Source organism: Kiloniella sp., from assembly GCF_048259265.1.
Classification (GTDB): domain Bacteria; phylum Pseudomonadota; class Alphaproteobacteria; order Kiloniellales; family Kiloniellaceae; genus Kiloniella.
In genome coordinates, this window is the sequence record NZ_JBLXHT010000005.1 from 90764 (window position 1) to 115100 (window position 24337).

The window sequence follows — 24337 nt, forward strand, 5'->3', positions numbered from 1 at the left end:
AGTGGGAACAGAAGTTAAAATTTGTGGAATAAACAGTAACGAAGCTCTGAACGCAGCACAGGAAGCTGGTGCCGAATATCTTGGTTTTGTTTTTTTCCCAAGAAGCCCGCGTCATGTTTCTGTCGAACAGGCTGCTGCTCTTACAAAACAGGTAAAGCCCGGCACACAAAAAGTTGGCCTACTGGTTAACCCCAGTGACGATGATATTCACCAGATAACAAAACAAGCGTCTTTGGATATCTTGCAACTCCATGGTGGAGAAACGCCAGAACGCGTTGCCGAGATCAAACGTAACTTTGGCCTTGAAGTAATGAAAGTCATCAAGGTTTCAGAACAAAAGGATTTTGAAACAGTACCTGTTTTTGAAGAGGTCTCTGATCGCCTACTATTTGATGCCAAACCACCAAAAGATCTAAAAAATGCACTCCCCGGCGGTAATGCAATTTCCTTTGACTGGCGCTTACTTGCCGGGAAAATCTGGAAACGCCCATGGATGCTAGCGGGCGGCTTGAATTGTGACAATGTGCAGGATGCTATTCGTATTTCCGGCGCACCCGCTGTTGATGTCTCTTCCGGTGTTGAAGACAAGCCCGGTCTGAAATCAATTGATAAAATTCACGCCTTTACATCCAAAGCCCACAATACGTGATACCAGAAGACATGATGCCTGATTCTGTTCTTGTATTTCTGACTCACTTTGGTGAGATACAGTTTCTTATTGCTGCGACAGTCTGCATCTATTGGATTATCTGCCCTAGATTAGGGACGCGCTTGTGGTTTGCCCTCTGCCTATCAAGCTCTGTGCAACAGACCCTTAAAATGACTTTTGCGCAACCACGTCCCTATTGGTTGAATCCTGATCTTGTTGCGATAGAGAAAAGCACATCTTACGGGATGCCTTCTGGGCACGCACAAACGCCACCACTGTTTTACGGTATCCTCGCTAAATCTTCGAGGCGACGTTGGGCTTATTTCCTGGCGGCTGTTATCGTGATACTCACAGGTTGGACAAGGATCACCGGTAATGTTCACAGCACGGAACAGGTGCTTACAGGCTGGATCATTGGTGTTTTCCTCCTCATTGCTATTTTTTTGTTGGAAAAACCTGTCTCTCAATGGTGGCAAAAAAGCACCTTGATCATCCGCGTATCGGGTTCTTTCGCTTTTTGCGCCGTTTTAATGGGTGTCGGTCTATGGTCAGCGTCCAATGCCGGACAGCAAATTGTTCCTGCAATTTGGGTCGAAAACGCAGGACATCCTCTGCGCCCTGTCAAAGCCGACAACATCATTATTGTGCCTGGCCTTTTGTTCGGCTGGCTTCTGGGTCTTGCATTTTTGGATGGGAAATACCCACCAAAACCTGAAAACAAGCTCAAGCTTGCCTTGCGACCTTTGCTTGGGCTACCTCCCTTGGCGCTATTGCTCGACGTTGCACCCGGCAAAGAAATAGAGCTTATTTTGATTGTCACCTTCGTCGTTGGTACCCTTGCCGGATTATGGTCCAGTTATGGAGCACCTTTTCTTTTCAAGATATTAAAGATCTAAGTATCGGATCCCTTGCAGGATGGTGGCTTTTCAGGCAAAGTCCGCCCAAGATAGATCATAGAGATCCGATAAGGTTGCAGAGTAGATATGACAACACCTAATTCTTATATGAACGGCCCTGACGAGCGTGGACATTTTGGTATTTTTGGCGGTCGCTATGTCGCTGAAACATTGATGCCTCTTATTCTCGAAGTCGAAAAAGCCTACGATGCAGCCAAGGCTGATCCTTCGTTTCAAAAAGATTATGACTATTACGCCAAACATTACGTTGGCCGCCCAAGCCCGCTTTATTTTGCAGAACGCCTGACACGCGAACTCGGTGGCGCAAAAATTTACTTCAAACGCGATGAGCTGAACCACACAGGATCGCACAAAGCAAACAACGTACTCGGACAGATTCTTCTGGCCAGACGTATGGGTAAAAAACGTATTATCGCGGAAACTGGCGCCGGACAGCATGGTGTTGCCACAGCAACGTTCTGTGCCCTTTTTAATCTGCCCTGCGTTGTTTACATGGGCGCGACTGATATCGCACGACAGGCACCAAACGTCTTTCGCATGAAATTGTTAGGGGCCGAGGTTATCGGCGTTGAAAGCGGTACGGGTACTCTGAAAGATGCCATGAACGATGCGCTCCGCGATTGGGTAACCAATGTCGAAGAAACATTTTATATCATCGGCACCGCCGCTGGCCCACATCCCTATCCGGTCATGGTTCGTGATTTCCAATCCATTATTGGCCGCGAAGCAAAAGAACAAATGCTAGAAGCCGAAGGTCGTTTACCTGACCAACTCGTCGCCTGTATAGGTGGTGGCTCGAACGCAATTGGCCTGTTCCATCCTTTCCTGGATGACAAAAATGTCGCGATTACAGGTGTAGAAGCCGCTGGTTTCGGTGTAAAAACCGATAAACACGCCGCATCACTAACAGGCGGCAAACCCGGTGTTCTTCATGGAAACCGGACGTTCCTGTTGCAGGATGATGATGGGCAGATCCAAGATGCGCACTCTATCTCTGCTGGCCTAGACTATCCGGGCATTGGGCCAGAGCATTCATGGCTACATGACATTGGTCGTGTAAATTACGCATCCGCCTCAGATACCGAAGCATTGGAAGCCTTTCAGATGCTGTCAAAGGTCGAGGGGATCATCCCCGCACTTGAACCAGCACACGCATTGGCGCATGTGACCAAGATTGCTCCGGACATGGGCAAAGATAAAATCATCCTCATGAACCTTTGTGGTCGCGGCGATAAAGATATCTTTACTGTTGCCGAAGCACTCGGCGTAGAGATTTAGGGGGAAGATATCATGAGCCAAACAAGACTTGAAAAGCGTTTCGCTGACCTGAAAGAAGAAGGCAGAGGTGGCCTTGTTACTTTTGTAACCGCAGGTGATCCCGATTTTGAAACCAGCCTAGAGCTTGTCAAAGGATTACCCAAAGCTGGTGCAGATGTCATCGAACTCGGCATGCCATTTTCCGACCCAATGGCTGATGGCCCTGCAATTCAGGCCTCTAGCTTACGTGCATTGCGCAATGGCATGACACTGAGCAAAACACTCGACCTCGTGCGTGCCTTTAGACAAGACAACCAGGATACGCCAATTATCCTGATGGGATATTACAACCCGATCTACATCTATGGCGTAGATAAATTCTTGGTCGATGCAAAAGAAGCTGGTGTTGACGGCTTCATCATTGTTGATCTGCCTCCGGAACATGATGATGAATTCTGCATTCCTACATTGGAACAGGGCTTACACTTCATCCGACTGACAACCCCAACCACAGTTGGTGGCAGATTACCGAAAGTACTTAACAATACGAGTGGTTTTGTATATTACGTATCCATCCTTGGCATTACAGGTACTGCCGCCGCGTCTGACAGTGCAATCCATGACGCAGTAGCGCGCCTGAAAGCCGAAACAGATTTACCTGTTGCCGTTGGCTTTGGTATTCGGACCCCCGAACAAGCCGCTAAGGTGGCAACAGTTGCGGATGCCGCGGTGGTCGGATCTTCAATTATCGATAAATTAAGAGAAAACTTGGATGATGATAACCAGGCGAAACTTGGCCTCAGCCAAGCCGTATTGGAATACGTACGTACGCTGGCAGATGGTGTACGTGGATCCCGTACTTAAATTGAAACAAGTAAGGCAGAAAGCATGAACTGGATTTCCAACTACGTCCGCCCAAAGATCCGTGCGCTGGTACAGAAAGACACGCCAGATGATCTATGGGTAAAATCACCTGCCACAGGCCAGATGATTTTCAAAAAGGAATTGGAAAAGAACCTCTGGGTCTGTCCCTATAGCGGGCATCACATGCGGATCTCTGCGAGAAAACGCCTTGAGACTCTTTTTGATGATGGCGACTACACTCTCGTAGAGTTACCAAAGACTCTTACTGACCCGCTAAAATTCAAAGATCTGAAAAGATACACGGACCGTATCAAAGATGCCAATGCCAAGAATGAAGACAAAGAGGCCATTCTTGTTGCCCGCGGAACAATGGGCGGTATGCAAACAGTTGTCGCCGTCTTTAACTTTTCGTACATGGGCGGTTCTATGGGAACAGCTGTTGGTGAAGGACTTCTGACAGCCGCGAAACTAGCGGTTCTTCAAGAAGCACCTTTGCTAGTGATCCCCGCATCTGGTGGCGCTCGAATGCAAGAAGGCATTCTCTCGCTGATGCAGATGCCGCGTTCAATCATCGCGGTTGATATGGTCAAGGATGCCGGACTTCCTTATGTGGTTCTGTTAACAGACCCGACCACGGGTGGTGTTTCTGCCTCGTTTGCCATGCTTGGGGATATCGCCATTGCCGAGCCTCAGGCCAATATCGGTTTTGCCGGAAAACGTGTGATCGAAGAAACCATCCGTGAAAAACTACCGGAAGGTTTCCAGACTGCCGAGTATCTTTTAGAACATGGCATGGTCGATATGGTGGTTCATCGCCACGATCTACGCGAGACACTTATTCGGGTCTTCAATCTTTTGACTCAAAAAGGTCCTTCGGCAGAAATTTTGCCGCTCAAAGGCACTGAAGAGCCAAAGGAAGAAATCAAAGAACAGAACGACCCGGCTGAATAAGCCGGGTCCGTCCCTTTGGTAAGAAACACCAAGCCACAAACTTCTATCAGGTAGAGATATGACCATGCGCCGGAGTGATATCGTCTTAGAGCGTCTTAGCCTCTTGCATCCCAAAATTATCGACCTGTCTCTCAGCCGTGTAGAGCGTTTATTGGGTTTACTTGATCACCCAGAGGAAAAGTTACCTCCGGTCATTCATGTCGCCGGCACCAATGGCAAAGGGTCATTCCTTGCCTATCTCAGGGCAATTCTGGAAGCACACGACAAGGGTGTTCATCTCTACACTTCTCCCCATCTGGTAAAGTTCCACGAACGGATCAGGCTGGCAGGGGAATTGATTTCCGAAGATGAGTTGGTCTCGCTACTTGAAGAATGTGAAAAGGTAAACGGCCCGGATTCCATAACTTTTTTTGAAGTCACAACCGTTGCAGCATTCCTTGCTTACAGTCGTCACAAAGCGGATGCTCTCTTGCTTGAAACAGGGCTGGGTGGTCGTCTCGATGCCACTAACATGATCGCGCAACCCACTCTCACAGCCATCACTCCTATTTCCGTAGATCACACCCAGTTCCTGGGGGAAACCATCGAAGAGATCGCCGCTGAAAAAGCTGGCATTCTCAAATCCGGGATTCCCTGTGTGGTTGGCAAACAACCAAAAGCCGCCCTCGACGTCATAAAAGCTCGCGCCAAAGAAATAAGTGCTGAGCTCTATATCGAAGGTGAAGATTGGGTTCTGATCCCTGATGCAAAAGGTTTCGTCTTTAAAGGACGTCATGGGGAGGCACACTATCCAAACCCCAACCTTCTGGGAGAACATCAAGTTGAGAATGCCGCTTTGGCCGTTGCGGCCACCGATATTCTGACAAGCTCATTTGATCTCAAAAAAGATAAAATCCAACAGGGCCTGACCCAAGCATATTGGCCTGGTCGTATGCAGAAGTTGACCAAGGGGCTATTGCCCGATCTTCTTCCTAGTGACTCTGAGCTTTGGCTCGATGGTGGTCACAACGAATCTGCCGGACTTGCTTTGGCAAAAATTCTCAAGACATGGCAAGACAAACCAGTTCATATAATTTACGGCATGCTCAACACTAAAGCTGCCACAGATTATCTGCGCCCCCTAGCTCCGCTTGGGTCCAGCCTACGTGCAATGGAAATCCCTTTTGAAGCCGCTTCTCTGAGTGCTGAAGATGCTGCCGCCCATGCTGTTGAAGCCGGTTTTGATGCCAAGCCCTGCGCCTCTGCACAACAGGCCGTTGAAGAGATTCTTGCCCAAGAAGAACCCGGACGCATTCTGATCTGTGGCTCTCTCTATCTAGCGGGACATATCCTCGCGGAAAGCCATTAGTCAGAAGCCGAGTTAACGCGACCCTTAGCCCAAGACTAAGCCTAGCTTTTTTGGTTAAAACCCTCTATTCTGATTCTATCTAGAAAGAGGACGAAACCATGCCAATCATACGTGTGGAAATGTTCCAAGGTCGTTCGCTTGAGCAAAAACGTGCTCTGGTCAAAACGCTGACCGAAGAAACGGCCCGAATCACAGGCTGCAATACCGAAGCGGTGTATGTCGTTATCGACGATGTCCATAAAGAAAACTGGGGTGCTGGGGGTATTCTCCACACCGATAAAGTGCACCACTAATTTTCATCCCGCTTGCGCCTTACTGGAACGAGATAATCAAGATAACGCACCACTTGTGTGCCTGTTTGTATTTCAGTAATTCCCCACACAAAAGCCCCGCAAAATGCAGGGCTTTTATCTTGAGACAAAACGTCAAATACGCGGTTTCGTCTTATGCAAGAGAAGATGTAATCCACTCTTTTAATTGACCTTTGGCAATTGCCCCCACTTTTTGCGCAACGATTTCACCATCTTTGAAAAGAAGTAATGTTGGAATACCGCGAACACCATATTGCTGTGGAGTCATTGAATTTTCGTCAATATTTAGCTTGGCAATAGTAAGAGAGCCGCCCATTTCTGCCGCGATTTCATCCAGAGCAGGCGCGATCATTTTACAAGGACCACACCATTCAGCCCAGAAATCCACGAGAACAGGGACATCCGCTTTAAGAACGTCGGCTTCAAAAGAATCATCGCTGATTGCGATCGTTGACATAGTATACCTCTTGCCATTTGTTTGTGTGCGATGAAAAGAACGTAATACGTCTTTCCCATCACATCGTCAGCATGAATGTAGGGATGCAGGTCCCCCTGCGTCAAGGTTCATATTCAACAAGAATGTTATCCGGCAAGTGCATCAACCGGGCTTCGTCGGTCCAAAGAAGGTGTGCTTCTATTTGATAATCCGGGTAAATTTGCCTCAAAACTGTACGATACGCCGCCATTTGACGCAGATAAGAGCGGTGAACATTTTCGATTTTTTTAGGCGGTGGGCGATTGGTTTTATAGTCGATAATTTTTACTTTATTGTCCGTTATGATTAATCGGTCCACCTGCCCGGAAATAACTTCAACATCCCCATCGCGATGAACCAACCCCACAACAGGGACTTCTGCCCGGCTTCCTTCGCCAAAAATGTCCTGATAATCCGGATGATTGAGGACAGACAATGTTTCCGTCAATAACGTAGTGACCTGATCAGAATCTAATTCATGTAATGGCGATTCCAGATATCGCCGCCCCGACAATTCCCATTTTTCTTTAGGTAAATCCGGCAGTGTTTGTAAAAGACGATGGATGATCCGCCCTCGCTTGAACCGTGAGCCATCGTCTTGTCCCAGAGGCGATCTTACAGGCGGTTCATCATCTTTTGCTCTGGATGGGGCGAGAGGTCTTGGTGGAACTGGTTCCTGATCCGGATCGACAAACGCCCATAACGGTAAGCTTCCATCAAAATGATCAACAACCGCTTCTTCTTTACCCGCTTGAATCTGAACTTCCTGCGTATTCTCCTGAACACGGCCCATTGCGTCCCACATGCCAGCTGGATCTTCGGGAAAAGAAAACTCGACCTCTTCGCCATGTTCATTCAGAGCCGCTTGCGCCAAGGCATACCAGCTATCCTCAGACGGTTCACGCGCGCCCGTCCAGCCACAAATAATCAAACGATCCTCGGCACGGGTTAAAGCCACGTATAAAAGTCGCCGGTATTCCCGCAAGCCATCCTTGCGAAGCTGATCTCGCGCAGAAGAAATGATTTCTGTATTCATCGCCGTTCGTGGTGACCATACAGGAAGATTACCCTGCTCTTTCAACCACACAACACCCCGATCAGCCTGTGGTATCTGTGTTGTATCCGGTAAAATAACCACAGGCGCCTGAAGACCTTTTGACCCGTGCACGGTCATGATACGTACCGCACCCCCCCCCTGTTCAAGGTCACGTTTGATTTCCTGATCACCAACTTCCAGCCAATGCAAGAAGCCCTCTAGCGAGGGCGTTTCTTCCCGTTCATAGGCAAGTGCAAGAGAAAGGAATTCTTCGATAGGATCACGCGCATCAGGCCCCAGTCTGGACAAGAGCATTTTCCGTCCGCCCAAAGAACCAAGAATATGAGAGAATAGTTCAAAAGGCGGCGTATAGTCGGCACGGGCCAGCAAGCCATTCAAAAACCCAGAAGCACGGGCAAAGATATCATCCGATTTCGCTCTATCCCGCAATCGGGACCACAAGCTTCCTTTGCGATTATACGCCAAATCAAAAAGCTGATCGTCATCCAACCCAAGCAACGGTCCCTTCAAAACTGTAGCCAGCGTCAAATCATCTTCGGGTAATAACAAAAAGCGCCCCAACGCGACAAGATCCATCACCGCCATTTGATCGGTCAGCACCATCCGGTCCACCCCAGAAACAGGCACAGCCAAAGTTTTGAGTTCGCGCACCAGTTCTTCAACAAAAGCATTACGACGGCGAACCAAGATAAGAATATCACCGGGGTCGATACGCCTGCCCTGTGATGGTAACTGACAGACCGGATCATCAATTCCAGCTTCGGCAAGGGTCCAGTAATGGATACGTCGCGCCAACACAGTTGCCAATCGTGCCCGGGATTCCATTTCAGCTTCTTGTGCTAACGGTAGAGTCCAAGGCGTATCTTCAGCCCCCCCCTCACTTACCATCAACGGCCAAAGCTCGACACGCCCAGCTTGCCCCAACCGAACTGGTTGATGTTTTAGAAGATCTTCATGAAAAGAAACGCCATCTGCTGCCGAGGGATAAGAAAAAACCTGATCAACAGTTGAAAGTACCGACGGTGTCGAACGAAAAGATACATCCAGACTAATACGTTGCCACTTTTGACGGGCGATCTTGACGCGTTTCTCGAAATGTTCGCGCATTTGCTCGAACTTGGCTGGATCAGCTCGTTGAAAAGAATAGATGGATTGTTTCACATCCCCCACAGCAAAGATAGTTCTGATGTCTTCTCTTGCCCCCTCGCCATCAAAAAACTCATTACAAAGTGCAGCGACAACTTCCCACTGTTCCGGATTGGTATCCTGTGCCTCATCAATCAAGACATGATCTATGCCACCATCGAGCTTAAAGAGCACCCAGGCAACAGCCCGTTCCCCTTTTAAAAGGTCCCGTGTTTTCAGAATAAGATCATCGTAATCCAGAAAGGCACGGGTTTCCTTATAGCGCTCGTACCGTGATAAAATAGCAATGCCCAAGTCAAGCAGCGACGATGTCGCTTTCGCAACACCAATTGCATTGAGCTTCTCGTTCAACCGAATCAGACGTTCGGCTTCATCCATCAAGATATCCGGCAGTTGTGGCAGAACGGATAAGGCCCCTTTTGTTGCTAATCGACTTTTGATGCTTCCAGCTTGTGTGAAAAAGATCGTCCGGTAATCGCTGTATTTTTCTTGCCTTGCGTCTGATGGACTCTCAATCCATTTTTTAAGGAGATGCCCACGTTCTTGATCAGATTTTGCGCCTTGCAAAAGAGCATCCGCCGCATGTGAAAGCTGTATCGTGTTGAAAGCCCCATCGTCACACGCTGAGCTTAAGAGATCTGTTGCATTACTGTCTGGATCAACACCAAGAGTTTTGTAGATCGTCTTCTTAAGACCTAGCTGATCGCCGTACAGATCCAGAAGGTCTGAAATTCGCCCACGCTCTCGGATAATTTCCTGTACAAGCGATCCAAATGATTGTTCCTGAGTATAGGCCGTGATGCATTCCAATGCATCAGTAACAGCCTGCTCACTCAGTCCTCCACGGCCAGAGAGAACATCTTCACGGGACCTGAACAAAAGTTCTTCTGCAGAACGATCATCAAGAATTTGAAAATTCGGTGCAACTCCTGCTTCCAGAGGAAATCGTCCCAACAATGATTGGCAAAAAGCATGAATTGTCTGAATCTTCATACCGCCGGGCGTATCCAGAACGCGCGCAAACAGTCGCCGTGCTGTCTGCAATTCATCCTGCGTCGCACTTCGACCAAACAGCTTTTCAAGCTCTTTGACAAGATCATCTTCAGGAATAGTGGACCAGCCTGCCAGCTTGTCAGACAGACGGTTTGCCATCTCAGCGGCTGCCGCTTTGGTAAAGGTCAGCGCCAGAATTTTTCCCGGCTCTGATCCACTCAACAATAGATTGAGGATACGATCGGTCAGAACCTTTGTCTTACCTGCCCCCGCAGAGGCACCCACCCAAACAGATGTGGTTGGATCTGCCGCCTGTCTTTGCTCATTGGTTGCTTGCCGGAGGATATCATCAATGCTTAGCGTCATAGATCACCCCCCCCACCTGTAGACCACTCCTTAATACGCGCCAGATGCTCAAAATCATTATAGACAAGAGCTTGGTTCGGTCTGGGCCGCGCTGCGTACGGCGTTTCCTGATAATCAAATTCAGCAATCAGATCTTGCAAACCTTCGATGGCAATTTTTGCGATCTGTCCAACACCTTCTTTTGCACTGCGCTGACCCAGCGCATTTTTATTCTCACCCGCCGGATCACCACCCGTTAACCGCCAATAAAGCAATTCTTTAACGTCATCCGGCAGGATGCCAAATCCGCCTTCGATCGCAATAGCCGCCTCTAACGGCAGCTGCGGAGAAATTCCCTGTAGAACATTCTTGGCACTCGGAACAGTGCCTGTTTTATAATCGAGTATCGCCAAACCACCTGTTGCCAATTCATCGATACGATCTGCCTTGGCCGTCAAGATAAAGTCCCCGGCAGGTCCATTCAGAACAAGCTTACCTGTGACCTCAACATGGGATTTAGAAACCAATTTACGGCGCAGGTTTTCCTGTTCCACAAACCACTTGGCAATGCGTTGAAACCGCGGCCACCAGAAAGACCAGATACCCGGGCGGTCTTTAACCGCAGCAAAAACGTCTTCCCCAATAACCAGAAGCTGCTGCTCAGCATCATCAGGTAAGGCATCCGGATATTGCTTGAGAAATTTTTCAAGTGCTTCATGGATCAAACTGCCCTTGTCTGCCCCGGATGGATCTGCATCCAGCGGATCAAGCTTGCGAAGTTTTAGTATCTTTTGCGCGTAGAGTGCGTAAGGATCCCGCATCCACGTTTCAATGCGGGTCACTGACAGGTTTCGGGGGCGCGCAGAAACTGGCGGTGTCGGTGCCGGTGCTTTTATCTGAATGCGCGTTTCCGGCAAATCCATTGCCTCAGCCCAACCTAGCCACTTCCTGGCATCCTTCTGTAAAAATCCCCGCAGGCCTTTTCCTTCCAACAAAGCTTCAATACGAAGCAACCAGCGCGAGGGAACCGTTGGTGCTCCCTCTACCTTTTCTGATCGGGTTAAGAATACTTCTGGTGCACAAAAAGCCTGAACAAAATCCTGCGCAGATAATCCGACCTGCTGCTCAGGTTGCGGCAGCCCAAAATCCCGTCTCATCGGACGGCTCATCCATGGACCGGGTTTTGCCTCTGCCGGCCAACTACCCTCGTTCAAACCGCCAAGAATAACCACATCAGCATGCTGCAAACGAGCTTCAATTGTCCCAAGAATACTCAACCTTGGATGCGCCCCAAAAGGCGCACGCACAGCGCGCCCCACCATAAGAGCTGCAATTAATTCAGGATATCGGCGTGGAGATACATCAGGGGCATCACCTGCGGCTTCTCGTAAATCAGCAACAAACTCTGCTGTTGCGCTACCATCATCCCCGGCCCAAAGCCTCTCTGCCCCGCTTTGCTCATCTGTAGAAGCCAGAAATTCGGCAAACTCAATATGAGAATCAAGTAAGGCGCGAAAAGATTGTGTGCCCCCCCGAATATTATCATCAAAAACCTGCCCCGCCGTGATAAGACGTTGTAGCAGACCTTGAATTTCATGACTGTCTTCAACATCGTCTCCAAGGGCTGCCATTAGCCCTTCAAGTCCCGATGCAGGTCGAACCCCACGCAGCACCGTGATCTCTAACTGGCGAATAATACGTTTAAAAACACCAATCTGCATTCCAGCGGCACAAAGCGGATGTTTCATTGCCGATAGGAAAGAAATCGGCGACAGCCCAGACACCATCATTTCGGCTGTTAGCCGCAAAAAAACTGCCGGGGCAGCTTCGGGTAAAGGAGACCCTGCGGAATCGTCGATTGTAATCGACCAGCGTTCCATCTCTGCCGCAACCCGGCGAGCGAGATCTCTGTCCGGTGTAATCAAAGCAGCTGTTTTTTCGGGTGTTTCCAGAACCGATCTTAAAATAAGGGAAATGGCCAAAGCCTCTTCACCCGGCCCGGGACAATCCAGTCGGGACACCTTTTCAAGAGATTTCTGGAATATCGAAATATCCGACTGTTTTATATATCTTTGCCATTGCGTTGTTGCCTGTGCCGGACGCATTGCCATATGCACAAAATCAACCCGCGTTTCAGGTGCTCTGCTTTTAAGCTCAGACCTTCCCAAATCAATTTCACCTGAATCAGCGACAACGGCACCATAAGGCCAGGGCTGCAAATCAGACCTTGGGATGTCCAAACGTTTTAGGAGGCGCGCCAATCCATTTTGGGGGTGCGAGCTATCTTTCAGAAACTCACGCCAGGTATCATCGTCTGCCGTTAAGTCAACACCCGGCAAAATCACCACACCTTGCGGGCATTTGGAAATAACGCCAATTAAATCAGCGGCCGCCGGAATGGACCCTGTTGAGCCAGCAACAATGAGGGGGTGATCGGGGGGGCGTTGTCGCCAAAATTCTGCCTGACCTTCCAAAAGACGCCGCCGTCTTTCTGCAGGGCCAATACCGCCAGTTGCTTCTTCAACTGTCGGCCATATCTTTGTTAGAATTTCCAAAAATTCTAATGTGATCTGCCAATGTACAGCATAGTCTTCCGGTACAAGATCGGATAATTCTGTAAAGCTCAGGCCTTCAGTTTGTACCTGATCCAGAAAACGGCCGAGTTCTCCGGCAAGACGAACCGCCTGATCTTCCGGGATAATATCCCCGCCATTTGCCTTGACCTGTGACGCCGACCATTTCAGTACCAGCTGACTCAATAACAACTGACGCCTTAAGGATGACAGGACAGGTGGAAGATCAAGATCCTGACCAATAGCCACGTCAGCGGCTGACATCAACAGCTCATCGGGGTCTAAATCGCCCAACGGCAACATTCTTGGTAGCATCATGGCTTTGCCATCAGACGCCCGTAAAAAAGCCTGTTGCAAACTTCGACAAGCGCGTCTTGTCGGTAAAAGAATCATTACCTTGGAAAATTTCAAAGGGTTACCACCCCAGCGTTTTAAAATTCCCTTGGCTAATGCGTCAACAAACGATGCATTCGAAGCGATAGAATATACATCTTTCACAGCTTCTCTCGTCTCAGGGGGCTCTACCTCAAAGGGAAGTTCAAAAGTCATTATCTGGATGCCGCTGACAACATGTTTTGTAAAAGCCCCTCTACTTCACGAAGACCTTCGGGGGTGCCAACATGAAACCATTCCCCGTCATGTTCTAAGCCGCATAACCGATTAGATACCAAAGCTCTGTCAAAAATTTCGTTGAGAGAAAACGACCCTTGAGGCGCATCAACGAAAAGCTTTGGATGCAAAATTTGAATGCCTGCATATACATAAGGCGCAGTTATTGCTTCACCTCGACGACATAATCTTTTTTCATTCTTCAAAAAGAAATCACCCGCGCCTTCGTATCCATAGGCCTTGGATTTTGGATGAACCAGAAGCAACGCATCCATCACATCAGGATTCCAAAAATTCATAAGACGTTTGATTGCTGCATCAGTACCATCAAGCCAACAAACATCGCCGTTCACGACAACAAAGGGATCATTCCCCAAAAGTGGAAGCGCCTGCGTAACACCCCCCCCCGTCTCAAGAATCTCATACTCTTCAGAAAAAGTAATCATCGGGTCACCATAGGCATCGACAAAACTTTGAATTTGCTCTTTCAAATAAAAGCCATTCACGACTATTTTCTCGATGCCTGCTATTCTCAACTTCGCGATGATACTTTCCAGCATTGGCACCCCAAGAACAGGCACCAAGGGTTTGGGTATCGTCTCTGTTATCGGCCTCATCCGCTTGCCAAAACCAGCCGCCAATATCATCGCATTTTTTATTATCATCGGGATTACTATGTCCTGCCTATCAACCAGATCAATCGTCGATCAAGTCACACTTAAAGAAAATCCTAGATCTAAAAGGATGCCAAGCTTAAGAAAATAAAGGAGCTAATCGTTCTCGCCATTTGAGATCACCCAAAAGCTTCAATGACCTTGCAGTTTCCCCCTGCCCGTAAGAGAGCTTTATCTGTAAATATCCGCGCGGCATCAAAAACCCTAGTCTATCGGGCCATTCGATAAGTGAAATGCCTTCGGCAAAAGCATCCTCTATACCAAGTTCATAGGCTTCTTCCGGGTCTTCCAGCCGATAAAGATCAAAATGCCAAATCTGCCGCTCAGCCCGCTCATATATCTGAACTAAGGTAAAAGTTGGACTGGGAACTTCCTCTATTTGCTCCATCCCATCCATTGCAGGAAAAGCATTAATCAAGGCGCGGGAAAATGCTGTCTTACCGGCACCCAGGTCCCCTTCAAGTGCCAAAACATCACCCTCTTCTAGAAATGGTGCCAGACGGTGTGCAAATTGCCGTGTTTCATTTTCATCAGCAAAGGCGATTTCCCCAATCAGGTTCTCTGCCGTCACAATATCTGTTCCTCTTCCCGAGGTTCATCGCTATCACTTGCTTTAACATCTTCCCGTTTTTCGGTATTTGCGTTAATTGTATCGGAAACAACTTTGCGAATTCCACCCGGCTTTTCCGGATCTTCAAGCAATGGGATATGGCAGGTTACTCTGGTTCCCTCATTTATTTCGGATTCAATTTCAACCCAACCACCGTGAAGCTCCACAAGGCTTTTAACAAGAGACAGACCAAGGCCTGCACCCGCCTGTTTTGCATGTCCTTCACCGCGTTCAAATTTATGGAAGACCCTTTCTTGATCTTCCTGGCTTATGCCAACACCATTGTCTTTTACTGAAATACGCAGTTCATGATCACGGCTTGCGGTGATATCAACTCTTTCCCCTTCAGGTGAAAATTTAAGTGCATTCAACAACAGATTATATAGCGCTTGCGTCAAGCGGCGTTCATCTACCAATACAAAGCCAATATTGTCATCACAGACTATATTCACATCTATATTCCGATAACGCGCTCTTTCGTGCCCGATGGTATGAAGGTGTTGCAGCATGTGCTCGACCTTAACCTCAGCAAGGTCGAGATGCAGATAACCTGCTTCAATAGTTGCCAAATCCAAAATATCATTGATTAACGCCATAAGTCGTTGCGATGATTCAACAATAGCCTGACTATATTCTCTCTGTCGGCTGTTAAGTTCACCAAAGAATTGATTTTCCAGAATTTCAGCAAAGCCGACAATCGCATTTAGCGGCGTTCTCAGTTCATAAGAAACATTCGCGATAAACTCTGTTTTCAGTTTATCCGCCGTCTCCAAAGCTTCATTCTTCTCAAGAAGGGCGCGCTCTACAGTAAAGGAGTCTGTTACATCAAGAAATGTCAACAGAGTCGCCCCGTCTGGCAGCATAACTTGCGCCCAGTCAAGAACAACACCATCTGCGCGGAATTTACGTCCAGATCTTACTTCGGGTTCACAGACCCGCGCAACCATCATTTCCAGCTGACGGTCCCAATCTTCATCCCGCACTTCAAACAGATTTCTACTTTGTTGAACCACGTCCCTGACATGTGGTTCGCTATTTAGGAAATCTTCGGGAAGCTTCCAGAGCTGGGCAAAATTTGGATTGTACAACTTCAGACGACCGTCAGCACCATACACCACAACAGCTTCGTATAACTTGTTTAACGTCTCACGTTGTACCGCCGTAAGCGTATTATACGACCGTTCCAAAGCAAGACGGTCTGTAACGTCTTCGACCGTTTCAAGCACTCCACCAAAAGGGTGCGCGGTTGCAACAGACCGTAGCGTTGTTCCATCGGTAAGGTGCAACAACTCTTCAACGGGTTCGATCATCGTGCGATAATCGCGGAGCCTCTGTTGTTTAAATTCAGGAAAATTCGCATATTCTGGCAACCTGCGATTTTCACGCATCGTATCTAAAATTTCACTTAAATGAGGTTCCGATTTCAAGAAATCTTCATTCAATTTAAACAACGTTGCATAGGCTGAATTAAAGAAGGTCAGACGTTCATCAGGGCCAAATATTGAAATGGCTATGCCCAGATTTTCAAGAACCTGAGCATGAGCACTGATATGCCGCCCCAGCTTGTTTTCAGCTTCCTCCAGACCCGTTTGATCAACGGCAAACCCCAACAACGTTTTATCATCCAGCTTTCTTTCACTAAATTCTAAAAGTCGCCTTTCGCCCGCTATAATTGCATGATGCTTATCACAAGCTATTTCACCATTATCGAACGCCTGACGGGCAAGGCTGTGAGTTTGGGAAACCTTTGACCGATCAACCAGTTCTATATTTTTCTGAACAATATCTTTTTGTTCTGCTTCAACAGCATTTGCGTAGGCTGTGTTACAATAGGTAATCGCAAGCTTATCATCGCGCATCCAGACGGGGATCGGTAAATTTTCCAACAAAGAAGAAACATGGCGTGATTCTTCCGCCGCTGTTTTTGCCTGCCTTTCAAGATCACTAATATCTGAAAACCAGACGACGTCTGTAATCGGCGGGCTGCTTATCACTGACTCAATACGCTGCCCATTTATACGATAGGTTCGACCCTTCGACCGCAGAGTCAGAGTAAAGGATTTGCCTTGATTTTTTAGGTTATCAAAGGCCTCTGTCAGTGTGTTGGCTTCGCCTGTTCCCCGCTGGAAAGCAATTGAGATTGCATTGAAATCAATCTCTCCTTTATCAAGACCAAATTCACGCACAACGCCAACACTGGCCCGTGTCTTTTTGTCATGGTGGGAATAGGTGACGCACCCAAGTGGCGCCGCCAGAACAGCAGCACGATCCAGTGACGATTTTATCTGTAGATCGTGAAGTTTTTGTTTAAGCAACTGCCAGCGATGACGATATGCAAAAACAATTAACCCCGACCCAAGCAGGATAATTAGAGTAAGAAAGAAACCCGGCAGGTAAGCCGAAAATGACGACACTGCGTTCCCCTCAATAAGTGCAGAAAATCCATATTTTGTGTTGGATTTTTTGAAGCGGCCAGAAAACCCTTATCAAGTGTAATAAGTTTACCCTGTCAAAACAAGGTGTTGAACGCAATCAGGGGACACAGAAATTAATCTGCATCCCCTGAAGACAACGTTTCCTAGCTGTCATGGCGAAAAAGCTCGCCAATCTAACCTTAATAACGCAATTAGTAACGGTAGTGATCCTGTTTGAAAGGACCTTCTACTGGTACGTCAATATAATCAGCTTGTTCTTGTGTCAGTTTGGTCAGCTTAACACCTAGTTTCGCAAGGTGAAGTATTGCAACTTTTTCATCCAGCGCTTTAGGAAGAACATAAACTTTGTTCTCGTAGTTCGCTGAATTTTCCCATAGCTCGATCTGCGCAAGAACCTGGTTTGTGAAAGATGCTGACATCACAAAGCTTGGGTGGCCTGTTGCACAACCAAGGTTAACAAGACGACCTTCGGCAAGAATAATCAGACGTTTACCATCAGGGAATTCAACTTCGTCAACCTGATCCTTCACATTGTGCCAAGGATAGTTACGAAGAGCAGCGATCTGGATTTCAGAATCAAAGTGACCAATGTTACAAACGATTGCACGATCTTTCATTTCACGCATGTGGTCGATTGTAATGATGTCTTTGTTACCCGTTGTCGTGACAAAGATATCACCGATAGGAGCTGCATCTTCCATTGTTGTCACTTCGTAACCTTCCATTGCGGCCTGAAGCGCACAAATTGGATCAATCTCGGTTACGAGAACACGTGCACCCTGTGTACGAAGAGAAGCTGCGGACCCTTTACCAACATCACCGAAACCACCAACAACAGCAACTTTACCAGCAACCATTACGTCTGTTGCACGTTTGATGCCGTCAACGAGGGATTCGCGACAGCCATAAAGGTTATCGAACTTGGATTTAGTAACTGAATCGTTCACGTTGATTGCAGGTACTTTCAATGTGCCTTTTTTGGCCATTTCATACAGACGGTGAACACCTGTTGTCGTTTCTTCAGAAAGACCACGAATATCGTCCAGAAGTTCTGGGAAATGATCGTGAACCATAACAGTCAGGTCGCCGCCATCATCAAGGATGAGGTTTGGCTTCCAGCCGTCAGGACCTTCAATTGTCTGCTCGATACACCAGTTGAACTCTTCCTCGGTCTCACCTTTCCAGGCAAAAACAGGAACACCCGTTGCAGCAATAGCCGCCGCAGCCTGATCCTGGGTAGAGAAAATGTTACAAGAAGACCAACGAACCTCTGCACCAAGGGCTGTGAGTGTTTCGATCAAAACAGCTGTCTGAATTGTCATATGCAAACAACCAGCGATTCGAGAACCCGCTAGTGGTTTGCTTTTGCCAAATTCTTCACGGAGCGCCATTAGACCTGGCATTTCAGTTTCAGCAATTGTGATTTCTTTACGGCCCCAATCAGCTAGGGACATATCCGCAACTTTATAATCAGTAAAATCTGTCATGTACTTGGCTTTCGTTTATTGCAGTAACATAAAGAAATCTTTATGTGTTTATTTTGAAGGGAAATTAACAGCCTTGAATAAGTATTGCAACCCATTTTCGAAAAACTCAGCACCCTTTAGAGTTTGCAAAATATGACTGCGCTCAACTTCATTTGATATCAATATTTTATCTGGAAATGTTGCGCGAATGACTTTTTACCCCAACAAAAGTTCTCGCGAGTGAAACAAAAGCCTCCACAACACGCCGCTTAAGCTGACTTTTAAGGCAAATCACCATGTCACGATTACTATTTGCAAGTTCTTTGAGGGGCACAGCAACCGTTCGATCATCCCCAAGCACTTCATGTTCGAATAAAAATCCGATGCCCAAACCAACAGCAACCGCTTCTCGAACCGCTTCTCGACTACCAAGTTCCAATTCATTCTCATAGCGCAGAGATAATTCCTTCACGGCCGTTTCAAAGACCCGGCGTGTATTTGATCCACGTTCACGTAAAATCAATGGCGCCCCCGTCAAGTCAGACAAAGAAAGCACCTTTCGAACAGCAAAAGGATGATCCTTATGGATCAAAGCAATCATTGACTGCACAGAAAGCTCATCAATTACCAGTCGATCACTTTCAGAGCAATTCGCCGTTATCCCCACATCTGCTCTTTGCGCTAAGATATCCAGTCTTACAGTTTCTGCATTACCAAGTGTGACTGTCAATTTAATACCCGGGTATTTTTCACGAAATGCTGCAATAATACTCAACGCCGCATGAGGGCCATCTGCAGCAATTTTCAAATGGCCTTTCTCCAGCGCAGAAGACGCTGATAGGTAATTTTGAATTTCTTCTTCTTCGATAAAAAACCGACGTATTTTATCGTACAGCACCTGACCATCCGAGGTTAAGATTGCCTTTCCACCACTGCGAATAAAAAGTGTCAGACCGTAAGATTCCTCTAGGCTCTTCACCTGTATCGTAACTGCTGGTGGGCTCAAGTTCAAAAGATTGGCCGCCCTTGAAAAACTGCCTTCTCTTGCAACAGCATCAAAAGCTCTAAGCTGGCTATGTCTCATGATGGTACCGATCCATCCTCTGAATTAAATTTTATTTAATTTATTATGTACTGAATTTAATTTGTCTTGATAAGCCTCAATTAACAAACTGATGACTAAACCTAAACATATGCTGGGAAACTTTAATGTCTAAGCAGTCCTCTCAAAACACCACTTCAAAGGGCAATACTGAAAAAAAATCCTTTGACTACATGAACCCCACTGTCCCCGGTGAACTTCCTCTTTTTGACATCCCCTTGGTCAAAGCAACCCCTGAATCGCTCCAGGGATTTGGAACTGTTGTAACAGATTATATGTCTCATCCCGTTGAAATCGTCCAATGGCCGGCGCAAGGTTGGCGCAAAATTGACTCCGGCACCGGTGACGAAGCCGGACACCTTGACGGTATTTTTGAATTTTGGTGGGAAGGTGATGTTCTCTTGGGGCAAAACATGGCGGTAAATGATCGCTATATTCTGGGCTGGTCAGAGCAACCGGGACAAGCATCGCGTACAAACAGCACACCAGACCGCTCTCAGCTCTTGATCTGGCACGCCAATTATCACCCCGATGGCGCACAGCTTTTTTATCCTTTGGATAACAAACCTTTTATTGCTGCTCTGGCAAAAACTGGGGATGATATGAAACCCGAAGATTGGGTTGCATTCTATTGTGACGGATCATTTGGTCTGTGTATTCATCCGGGCATCTGGCACGAAGCCATCACTCCGCTTTCACAAAAGTCCCGGTTCTATGATAAACAAGGCGCTGTCCACGCCAGAGTAAGTTGTAACTTCACTGAAGAATTTGGCGTTTTTCTTCGCATTCCTTTAACACCACCATCAGAATAGCCATGACGAGACAGATGCAAAACGGTTAAGAGTTGTAACGCTCATTATAGTCTTGGAGCATAATCGAAATACGCCCAGGATCGTGCTGGGTCATAATGGCCTCGGCACGCCGGGTGACATCTTCCATATTCAGTTTCAGGATTCTGTTTTTAACCCGTGGCAAAGCGTTAGAACTCATAGAAAGATCTCGAACTCCCAACCCAAGCAAAAGAGGTAAATAATCAACATCACCCGCAACCTCGCCACAGACAGAAACCGGAATGTGGGCCCGTCGCGCAGCATCAACCGCAAAAGAAATCAAACGTAACACCGCAGGGTGCAAGGGGTTATAAAGATAAGCGACCTGCTCCTCTGCACGGTCAATTGCCAAGGTATACATCGTCAAATCGTTGGTACCGATAGCAAAAAAATCAGCAACCTTGGCTAGCCCGTCCGCTGCCAATGCTGCCCCCGGGACCTCGATCATAATTCCAAGCGGTGGTAGTGGATCAGCAATACGAATATCTTGTTTCTTTAAGCCCTTTGCGACTTCTTTCAAGACTTTACGAACTTCACGAACCTCGCTGGGTGTTGTCACCATCGGCAGCAGTATCCGCAAAGGCCCATGAGCGCTGGCTCTTAAAATCGCCCTCAGTTGCGCCTTTAATAGATCATGGTGTTTCAACGACAGACGAATTGCACGTAACCCAAGTGCCGGGTTTTGGGATTCTGTAGGATGTGTTCCCAAAGCAGAAACCAGCTTCTCCCCCCCGGCATCAAGCGTTCGGATCGTCACAGGGCGCCCAGCCATGCCGTCTATAATCTCGGCCAGTGCTTCGTACTGCTCTTCCTCACTAGGTAACTCTTCTCTGTTCATAAACAGAAACTCAGTTCTCAAAAGGCCAACACCTTCGGCCCCATTCGCCACGGCTTGCCCTGTTTCACGCGGCAGTTCAACATTCGCCTGCAAACCAACTCGTTGTTCGTCAACCGTTACAGCTGCGACATCACGTAAGCCGGCCAGAACCTTGACTTCACGTTCAATATCTTTGAGGCGAAGCTTATAATCTTTGATACGTGCAGGGCTTGGGTTAATAATGACCCGTCCGTTTGTACCATCAATGATTATAGGCTCACCGTTTTCCACACCTTTTAAAAGGCCGGGAACACCAAGAACCGCAGGCAAACCAAGCGAGCGCGCCATGATCGCGGTGTGTCCCTCTGGTCCACCAAGAACCGTCGCAAAACCACCAATGTGGCTGGGATCCATCATTGCTGTGTCTGCAGGGGTAATCTCTTCAGATAGAATAACAGAATTTGGGGCCAACCCAGTATAGGAGTCCGTTTTCGTCTTGGTCAGATTACGAACAATGCGATGCCCAACCTCGCGAACTTCCTGTGACTTTGTTCGCAAGTATGGATCTTCCATGGCAGAAAACTTACGCGCAATCTGCCCAACCTCGGCCATTACGGCCGCTTCAGCATTTTTTTGACCCGTTTGAATGCGCGCCTCAATTCCCCCAATCAAACTAGAGCTTTTGAGCATCTGCATATGAGCATCTAGGAGGTAACCAAGCTCTTCGCTTGCAGCGCCATGAAAATCTTTTGATTGTCCATGTAGCTTGAGAACCTGATTTTGCGCCTTTTCAACAGCGTCCGACAAACGTTTACGTTCACCTGCAATCTTTGCCGTCGGAACCCGATACTCCAAAATTTGAATATCGCTGGATTCACTGATGTAGGCAGAACCAATTACCACCCCCGGAGAGACAGCAAGACCTTCGAATATACGTTCACCGGACGTGTTGGTCACAGCGTATTCCCATCTTATAATTTAAGCAAAGCGATGAAGACTTTCGCTCCCTGGTGCATATTTACCCAAAAATTTTATCAAGAGAATTAACCCTTAAAATTTGAGTAAATCAGTCTTCGTCAAACTTATTCGCGACCAATTCTTCCAGTGCTTTCATAGCTTCTTCGGCAGATGGTCCCTTGGCAGATAATTCGATTTCACATCCCGGGGCGGCCGCCAACATCATCAACCCCATAATGGAACAGCCAGATACGCTTGTCCCATCCTTACAAACGGTCACTTCTGCATCAAAAATCTCGGCAACTTTCACAAACTTTGCCGAAGCTCTGGCATGTAGACCCCGCTTGTTCAAAATCATCAATGTTTTGGTAAGCAAATTCTGATCCCCCCCCCCCTTAAAACCCAAAACGATCGGTTTTAAGCGCGCTTAAAGAAGCTCTGAAGCGACGTGTATGTATTTACGACCTGCTTCTTGGGCTTCTAAAACTGCTTCCTTCATAGGTTTTGTTTCACGCAGACCAGCCAGCTTGATCAAAAGAGGCAAGTTAACACCAGCAACGACCTCAACATTGGCCTTATCCATAATAGATATGGCAAGGTTAGAGGGGGTACCACCAAACATGTCAGTTAGAATCACAACACCACTACTATCCTCTACCTTTTCAACAGAAGAGATAATTTCCTGACGTCTTTGCTCCATGTCGTCTTCAGGACCTATACACACAGTTTCTATCTGTGTCTGTGGCCCAACAACATGTTCCAATGCTGCCACGAATTCGAGAGCCAAGTCACCATGTGTGACCAGAACCATCCCTATCATGCCTTCCCTTTCCGCAGGCGCTTTCCCTTTATAGACGGGAAAATTAACAGTAAAGCATGACCACACACAAGGCGAAGCCACATACTAAAGGCAATTATTATCTCGAAAGAGAGTATTTAGGGATTTAACAACGGTAAGAACATCTTAGCGATTGACCGTTCGGCAGCATTTCTAACTATTTTCTCGCCCATTGGTTACTTTGATGTTCGAGATTACGAATAGGGGTTATTTATACCGGTCAGGCTCTTTGTCCATATCTCGATGCGCAATAATGATTTGCGGCCATACATCATCTAGTTCTTTACCTAACCATTCAGTTAAAGCAACAGATCTGTGACGCCCCCCAGTACAGCCTATTGCTATGGTCAAATAGTTTTTACCCTCTTGCTGATAGCGTGCGAGAAGCGGGATTACTAAATCCTTCAAGCGGGATGCAAAACTGGAAAAATCAGGATCTTCACGGACATAGTCTGATACAGCTTTATCTTTTCCCGATAACGGGCGCAGATGCGGGTCATAATGAGGGTTTCTCAAGAAGCGCACATCAAACATAAGATCCGCCTCTCTCGGTACCCCGAAACGATAGGAGAAAGACATGACCTGTACAGTCATCACCCCGCTTTCTTCCAGCCCCAGTAAACTTGTTAAGTTTTGCCTGAAATCTGCCGATGTAGTGTCCGAGCTATCAATCGCAAAATCAGCCCGCGCCTGAAGCGGCGAAACCAGCAACCGTTCGGCAAGAATACCATCTTTTAAAGGACGATCTTCGGAAAGGGGATGACGACGGCGCGTTTCTTTAAAGCGTCGTTCAAGAACATCAACTGAGCAGTTCAGAAAAACCAGAGAAACATCCAACTCGGGCCGTTTTTTCAATTCACGAATGTGCTCTAGCAGAGGGGGCGCGGAAAAATTTCGAGATCGGATATCTATACCAACAGCCAGAGGTCGGCGGCGCGGCTGATCACCAATGACGCGGTCCAGTAAATTCAGCGGTAGGTTGTCAATTGCCTCAAATCCGTGATCTTCAAGAACCTTCATTGCGGTGGAACGACCCGCCCCAGAAAGCCCGGTCACCAAAACGACCCTGAGAGGTTTTTCGATTTTACTCTCTTGAGAAACTGACATAGATGC

At 47.5% G+C, this 24337-nt stretch carries 20 protein-coding genes; 8 read left to right on the top strand and 12 right to left on the bottom strand.

Features of this window, described 5'->3' with window-relative positions:
* Position 1: 1 nt before the first annotated feature.
* The 7 genes from ACN0QW_RS10010 to ACN0QW_RS10040 all read left to right on the top strand — a co-directional run bounded on the left by ACN0QW_RS10010 (position 2) and on the right by ACN0QW_RS10040 (position 6279).
* A complete protein-coding gene (locus tag ACN0QW_RS10010) occupies positions 2-649 on the top strand; it encodes a phosphoribosylanthranilate isomerase (protein WP_417431098.1) in 648 nt (215 codons plus the stop codon).
* Between the two features lie 11 nt (positions 650-660).
* The gene (locus tag ACN0QW_RS10015) at positions 661-1545 is read left to right on the top strand and encodes a phosphatase PAP2 family protein (protein ID WP_417431100.1); all 885 of its coding nucleotides are present in this window, start codon (positions 661-663) and stop codon (positions 1543-1545) included.
* An 87-nt stretch (positions 1546-1632) separates the two neighbouring features.
* Positions 1633-2844 (top strand): tryptophan synthase subunit beta, encoded by a 1212-nt coding sequence (trpB, locus tag ACN0QW_RS10020; RefSeq protein WP_417431102.1) that lies wholly within the window; start codon positions 1633-1635, stop codon positions 2842-2844.
* A 12-nt stretch (positions 2845-2856) separates the two neighbouring features.
* Positions 2857-3687 carry a tryptophan synthase subunit alpha gene (gene trpA / locus ACN0QW_RS10025; protein ID WP_417431104.1) on the top strand — a complete coding sequence of 277 codons (831 nt, stop codon included), beginning with the start codon at positions 2857-2859 and terminating at the stop codon, positions 3685-3687.
* A gap of 24 nt (positions 3688-3711) precedes the next feature.
* The gene (gene accD, locus ACN0QW_RS10030) at positions 3712-4638 is read left to right on the top strand and encodes an acetyl-CoA carboxylase, carboxyltransferase subunit beta (RefSeq protein ID WP_299376094.1); all 927 of its coding nucleotides are present in this window, start codon (positions 3712-3714) and stop codon (positions 4636-4638) included.
* Positions 4639-4696: 58 nt separating this feature from the next.
* Complete coding sequence (locus tag ACN0QW_RS10035; protein WP_417431106.1) at positions 4697-5986, top strand: bifunctional folylpolyglutamate synthase/dihydrofolate synthase; 1290 nt, start codon at positions 4697-4699, stop codon at positions 5984-5986.
* Between the two features lie 98 nt (positions 5987-6084).
* A complete protein-coding gene (locus ACN0QW_RS10040) occupies positions 6085-6279 on the top strand; it encodes a 2-hydroxymuconate tautomerase (RefSeq protein ID WP_299376100.1) in 195 nt (64 codons plus the stop codon).
* Positions 6280-6430: 151 nt separating this feature from the next.
* Here ACN0QW_RS10040 and trxA read toward each other — a convergent pair whose 3' ends face one another.
* The 8 genes from trxA to ACN0QW_RS10080 form a co-directional block, all read right to left on the bottom strand.
* Positions 6431-6754, bottom strand: coding sequence for a thioredoxin TrxA (gene trxA / locus ACN0QW_RS10045; protein WP_299376103.1), 324 nt, complete (start codon positions 6752-6754; stop codon positions 6431-6433).
* 100 nt (positions 6755-6854) lie between these two features.
* On the bottom strand, positions 6855-10334 hold the full coding sequence (gene addA / locus ACN0QW_RS10050; protein ID WP_417431109.1) for a double-strand break repair helicase AddA: 3480 nt from the start codon (positions 10332-10334) through the stop codon (positions 6855-6857).
* Positions 10331-13435 carry a double-strand break repair protein AddB gene (addB, locus tag ACN0QW_RS10055; protein ID WP_417431111.1) on the bottom strand — a complete coding sequence of 1035 codons (3105 nt, stop codon included), beginning with the start codon at positions 13433-13435 and terminating at the stop codon, positions 10331-10333. The genes addA and addB overlap by 4 nt, the downstream gene beginning before the upstream one ends.
* The gene (locus ACN0QW_RS10060) at positions 13435-14160 is read right to left on the bottom strand and encodes a nucleotidyltransferase family protein (RefSeq protein ID WP_417431113.1); all 726 of its coding nucleotides are present in this window, start codon (positions 14158-14160) and stop codon (positions 13435-13437) included. The genes addB and ACN0QW_RS10060 overlap by 1 nt, the downstream gene beginning before the upstream one ends.
* Before the next feature lie 88 nt (positions 14161-14248).
* Positions 14249-14740 (bottom strand): tRNA (adenosine(37)-N6)-threonylcarbamoyltransferase complex ATPase subunit type 1 TsaE, encoded by a 492-nt coding sequence (tsaE, locus tag ACN0QW_RS10065; RefSeq protein WP_417431115.1) that lies wholly within the window; start codon positions 14738-14740, stop codon positions 14249-14251.
* On the bottom strand, positions 14737-17193 hold the full coding sequence (locus tag ACN0QW_RS10070) for an ATP-binding protein (protein ID WP_417431117.1): 2457 nt from the start codon (positions 17191-17193) through the stop codon (positions 14737-14739). The genes tsaE and ACN0QW_RS10070 overlap by 4 nt, the downstream gene beginning before the upstream one ends.
* Before the next feature lie 212 nt (positions 17194-17405).
* Complete coding sequence (ahcY, locus tag ACN0QW_RS10075; RefSeq protein ID WP_417431119.1) at positions 17406-18701, bottom strand: adenosylhomocysteinase; 1296 nt, start codon at positions 18699-18701, stop codon at positions 17406-17408.
* A 166-nt stretch (positions 18702-18867) separates the two neighbouring features.
* Complete coding sequence (locus ACN0QW_RS10080; protein WP_417431121.1) at positions 18868-19764, bottom strand: LysR substrate-binding domain-containing protein; 897 nt, start codon at positions 19762-19764, stop codon at positions 18868-18870.
* A 125-nt stretch (positions 19765-19889) separates the two neighbouring features.
* Between ACN0QW_RS10080 and ACN0QW_RS10085 the strand changes: the two genes are divergently transcribed.
* A complete protein-coding gene (locus ACN0QW_RS10085; protein ID WP_417431123.1) occupies positions 19890-20594 on the top strand; it encodes an ureidoglycolate lyase in 705 nt (234 codons plus the stop codon).
* Between the two features lie 25 nt (positions 20595-20619).
* Here ACN0QW_RS10085 and ptsP read toward each other — a convergent pair whose 3' ends face one another.
* From ptsP to rapZ, 4 genes are all read right to left on the bottom strand, one after another.
* On the bottom strand, positions 20620-22386 hold the full coding sequence (gene ptsP / locus ACN0QW_RS10090; protein WP_417431125.1) for a phosphoenolpyruvate--protein phosphotransferase: 1767 nt from the start codon (positions 22384-22386) through the stop codon (positions 20620-20622).
* Between the two features lie 109 nt (positions 22387-22495).
* Entirely contained in the window at positions 22496-22744 is a 249-nt protein-coding gene (locus ACN0QW_RS10095; RefSeq protein WP_417431383.1) for an HPr family phosphocarrier protein, read from the bottom strand.
* A 69-nt stretch (positions 22745-22813) separates the two neighbouring features.
* Positions 22814-23206, bottom strand: coding sequence for a PTS sugar transporter subunit IIA (locus ACN0QW_RS10100; protein ID WP_299376128.1), 393 nt, complete (start codon positions 23204-23206; stop codon positions 22814-22816).
* A 225-nt stretch (positions 23207-23431) separates the two neighbouring features.
* Positions 23432-24331, bottom strand: a complete 900-nt coding sequence (gene rapZ, locus ACN0QW_RS10105) for an RNase adapter RapZ (RefSeq protein WP_417431127.1) — start codon at positions 24329-24331, stop codon at positions 23432-23434.
* Positions 24332-24337: the final 6 nt, after the last annotated feature.

Bases quoted from the DNA above. Each gene is read 5' to 3' on its own strand.
- ACN0QW_RS10095 (WP_417431383.1), bottom strand. From the start codon at position 22,744: ATGATTTTGAACAAGCGGGGTCTACATGCCAGAGCTTCGGCAAAGTTT.
- ACN0QW_RS10035 (WP_417431106.1), top strand. From the start codon at position 4,697: ATGACCATGCGCCGGAGTGATATCGTCTTAGAGCGTCTTAGCCTCTTG.
- ACN0QW_RS10060 (WP_417431113.1), bottom strand. From the start codon at position 14,160: ATGATAATAAAAAATGCGATGATATTGGCGGCTGGTTTTGGCAAGCGG.
- trpB (WP_417431102.1), top strand. From the start codon at position 1,633: ATGACAACACCTAATTCTTATATGAACGGCCCTGACGAGCGTGGACAT.
- rapZ (WP_417431127.1), bottom strand. From the start codon at position 24,331: ATGTCAGTTTCTCAAGAGAGTAAAATCGAAAAACCTCTCAGGGTCGTT.
- ACN0QW_RS10040 (WP_299376100.1), top strand. From the start codon at position 6,085: ATGCCAATCATACGTGTGGAAATGTTCCAAGGTCGTTCGCTTGAGCAA.
- addA (WP_417431109.1), bottom strand. From the start codon at position 10,334: ATGACGCTAAGCATTGATGATATCCTCCGGCAAGCAACCAATGAGCAA.
- trxA (WP_299376103.1), bottom strand. From the start codon at position 6,754: ATGTCAACGATCGCAATCAGCGATGATTCTTTTGAAGCCGACGTTCTT.
- trpA (WP_417431104.1), top strand. From the start codon at position 2,857: ATGAGCCAAACAAGACTTGAAAAGCGTTTCGCTGACCTGAAAGAAGAA.
- ACN0QW_RS10100 (WP_299376128.1), bottom strand. From the start codon at position 23,206: ATGATAGGGATGGTTCTGGTCACACATGGTGACTTGGCTCTCGAATTC.
- accD (WP_299376094.1), top strand. From the start codon at position 3,712: ATGAACTGGATTTCCAACTACGTCCGCCCAAAGATCCGTGCGCTGGTA.
- ACN0QW_RS10080 (WP_417431121.1), bottom strand. From the start codon at position 19,764: ATGAGACATAGCCAGCTTAGAGCTTTTGATGCTGTTGCAAGAGAAGGC.
- ACN0QW_RS10085 (WP_417431123.1), top strand. From the start codon at position 19,890: ATGTCTAAGCAGTCCTCTCAAAACACCACTTCAAAGGGCAATACTGAA.
- addB (WP_417431111.1), bottom strand. From the start codon at position 13,435: ATGACTTTTGAACTTCCCTTTGAGGTAGAGCCCCCTGAGACGAGAGAA.
- ahcY (WP_417431119.1), bottom strand. From the start codon at position 18,701: ATGACAGATTTTACTGATTATAAAGTTGCGGATATGTCCCTAGCTGAT.
- ACN0QW_RS10015 (WP_417431100.1), top strand. From the start codon at position 661: ATGATGCCTGATTCTGTTCTTGTATTTCTGACTCACTTTGGTGAGATA.